Here is a 2387-nt window from a genome sequence, read left to right as displayed (position 1 = left end):
CCGCGTCTGGCCAGGCCGCAGCACGTAGTAGGTGAAATAGGAGGCCACCACGGGCGCGGCGCAGACCGCGAACACGGCCAGCATCTTCCAGCGGCCGCTGCGCGTGCGTTGCGCGCCGGCAAGGCCCGGCTGCAAGGGTGGCAGGCCATGGACAGTCATCTCCAGGGGAGTCTCAGGAGCGGGCATGGCGCGGGCGGACAAAGCGTCGGACGATTTGGAACCAGACATACAAAAGCGTGATCAGGGCCGCAAGTCCAAACCATTGGAACGCATAGCCATGGTGTTTCTCGACACCGGCCGTCACAACGGGCCAGTCGCGCCGCAGGCCTTCGCTGGCTTCGCCGGTCTGCAGCAGGCTCCATTCGCGCAGCGGCAGCCCGGAGGCCACGGCCCATTCGGCAATGTCCACATTCTGTCGGATGCGCGACTTTTGCCCATCAGGGTCTGCCCCTGCACGGCCGAATTCGTAGAGCCGGGACGGCGTGGCCTCCATGCGCCCCTGGACGGTCACCAGCCCTTCGGGCGTCTGCACCTCGGGCAGGGCCGTGCGGTCCAGGAAGTTGCGCGGCACCCAGCCGCGCTGCACGGCGATCACCACGTCCTCATGCGGCGAAGCCAGCCGCAGCGGCGTGAGCACGAAGAAGCCCGGCTGGCCCTGCATCTGGCGGTTGTCCAGGTACAGCGTCTGCCCCGCAATCCAGTGGCCCTGCAATTGCACGGGACGGTGCAGCCAGGGCGCGGCTTCGGGGTTCGGCACCGCATCGGGCTGCACGGCTGCCAGCTGGGCGTTGCTCCACGGCGGCAGGCCCTGCTGGCGCTGCACGGCGTCGAACAGTTCCTGCTTGTAGGCCGCGCGCTGCAGCTGCCAGCGGCCCAGGGACAGCGTGACGGCCACGCCGATCAGCGCGGCCAAGGTGATCAGTACAAACCGCCAGCGCTCTGGCATCCTGGAAACACGCACCGGATAATCCACCCATGAAATTCGTGATCGTTCTCGCCCTGCTGGCCATTGTCGCCAGCCTGGGCAGCGCCCTGTTCTTCATGATGCGCCGCAATCCCGAAGACCAGCAGGGTGCGGGCGACGACAAACGCCGCAGCCGCGCCATGTTCCGTGCACTGGCGCTGCGCGTGGGCCTGTCCATCGCGCTGTTCCTGTGCGTGCTGCTGGCGGCCAAGCTGGGCTACATCCATCCCACCGGCTGGACCGCCGGGCAATAGACAAGCCCCCCTGCCCCCACAAACAAAAAGAAGCGCCCTGGCGCTTCTTTTTGCATGGGGCCGGATACAGACTACATCCAGTAGACCAGCACGTAGAGGAACAGCCACACCACGTCCACGAAGTGCCAGTACCATGCCGCGCCCTCGAAGCCGAAATGCCGCTCGGCCGTGAAGTGCCCGGCATGCAGGCGCATGGTGATGAAGAACAGCATCAGCATGCCCACGAAGACGTGGAAGCCGTGGAATCCAGTGAGCAGGAAGAAGGTCGAGCCGAACACGCCCGAGGACAGCTTGAGGTTCAGATCCGTGTACAGGTGGTAGTACTCGTAGCCCTGCACGCACAGGAAGACGAAGCCCAGGATCACCGTCATCCACATGAAGGCGATGGTGCGGGCGCGGTGGCCGGCCTGCAGCGCATGGTGGGCAATGGTCAGCGTCACGCCCGAAGTCAGCAGCAGCGCCGTGTTGATGGTGGGCAGCCAGAACGGGCCCACGGTCTGGAAGGGCTCGACACTGTTGGCCGGCGAGGCCGTGGCACCCGCTGCCATGCTGGGCCAGACGGCCTTGAAGTCGGGCCACAGCAAGGCGTTGTCCAGGCTGCCCAGCGCGGGCACCGAGTGCGAGCGCGCCCACCACAGGGCGGTGAAGAAGGCGCCGAAGAACATCACCTCGGAGAAGATGAACCAGCTCATGCTCCAGCGGAAGGACAGGTCGATCTTGCGACCGTACTTGCCCGACTCGCTTTCATGCGCGGCCTCCCGGAACCAGAAAAAGAGCACGGCCAGCCACCAGACCAGGCCCAGGCCCAGGCTGTACATGCCCCATTCATGGCCGTTGATCCAGTTGCCCGCGCCCAGGATCACGAAGAACAGCCCCGCCGCCGCCATGACGGGATGGCTGGACTCTGCCGGCACGTAGTAGTAAGGCGTTTTGCCGTGGGTGGTTGCACTCATTGCTCAGCTCCTGACATTCTTGGTTCTGTGTTTCCCGTCGATCACTCTCTGTCCCCGATGGCCGCGCCGCTCAGACCACGAGCTTGACCAGCGCGATCAATCCCAGCACCAGCAGGAAGATGGCCGCCAGCCCCACTGCAATCACATGCAGCGGCGTGATGCGCTCCCCGTCCTGCTGGTACTCGCTTGCCCTGCGCACGCCGAACAGGGACGCGG

The 2387-nt window shown here is 65.5% G+C and carries 4 protein-coding genes and 1 pseudogene; 1 reads left to right on the top strand and 4 read right to left on the bottom strand.

What is annotated here, in order from left to right; all coding sequences use genetic code 11:
• Window positions 1–186: pseudogene (locus L995_RS32265) on the bottom strand (hypothetical protein); the annotation flags it as partial.
• A complete protein-coding gene (locus tag L995_RS22375; RefSeq protein ID WP_047473767.1) occupies window positions 173–946 on the bottom strand; it encodes an SURF1 family protein in 774 nt (257 codons plus the stop codon). The pseudogene L995_RS32265 and the gene L995_RS22375, both read right to left, overlap by 14 nt.
• Before the next feature lie 29 nt (window positions 947–975).
• Here L995_RS22375 and L995_RS22370 point away from each other — a divergent pair, with 29 nt between their 5' ends.
• The gene (locus L995_RS22370; protein ID WP_047473766.1) at window positions 976–1218 is read left to right on the top strand and encodes a twin transmembrane helix small protein; all 243 of its coding nucleotides are present in this window, start codon (window positions 976–978) and stop codon (window positions 1216–1218) included.
• A gap of 71 nt (window positions 1219–1289) precedes the next feature.
• Here the strand turns inward: L995_RS22370 and L995_RS22365 are convergent, their stop codons facing one another.
• On the bottom strand, window positions 1290–2171 hold the full coding sequence (locus L995_RS22365; RefSeq protein ID WP_016450144.1) for a cytochrome c oxidase subunit 3: 882 nt from the start codon (window positions 2169–2171) through the stop codon (window positions 1290–1292).
• A 70-nt stretch (window positions 2172–2241) separates the two neighbouring features.
• On the bottom strand, window positions 2242–2387 hold a 146-nt coding region (locus L995_RS32260), incomplete at its 5' end, for a DUF2970 domain-containing protein (RefSeq protein WP_047473765.1).

It is taken from the genome of Delftia sp. ZNC0008, assembly GCF_000799035.1.
Taxonomy (GTDB): Bacteria; Pseudomonadota; Gammaproteobacteria; order Burkholderiales; family Burkholderiaceae_C; genus Comamonas; species Comamonas tsuruhatensis.
The sequence above is the reverse complement of the archived record's forward strand: the minus strand, read 5'-3'. Positions and strand labels throughout refer to the sequence as shown.

Excerpts from the sequence above, each read along its gene's own strand:
- L995_RS22375 (WP_047473767.1), bottom strand. The coding sequence starts at position 946 with ATGCCAGAGCGCTGGCGGTTTGTACTGATCACCTTGGCCGCGCTGATC.
- L995_RS22370 (WP_047473766.1), top strand. The coding sequence starts at position 976 with ATGAAATTCGTGATCGTTCTCGCCCTGCTGGCCATTGTCGCCAGCCTG.
- L995_RS22365 (WP_016450144.1), bottom strand. The coding sequence starts at position 2,171 with ATGAGTGCAACCACCCACGGCAAAACGCCTTACTACTACGTGCCGGCA.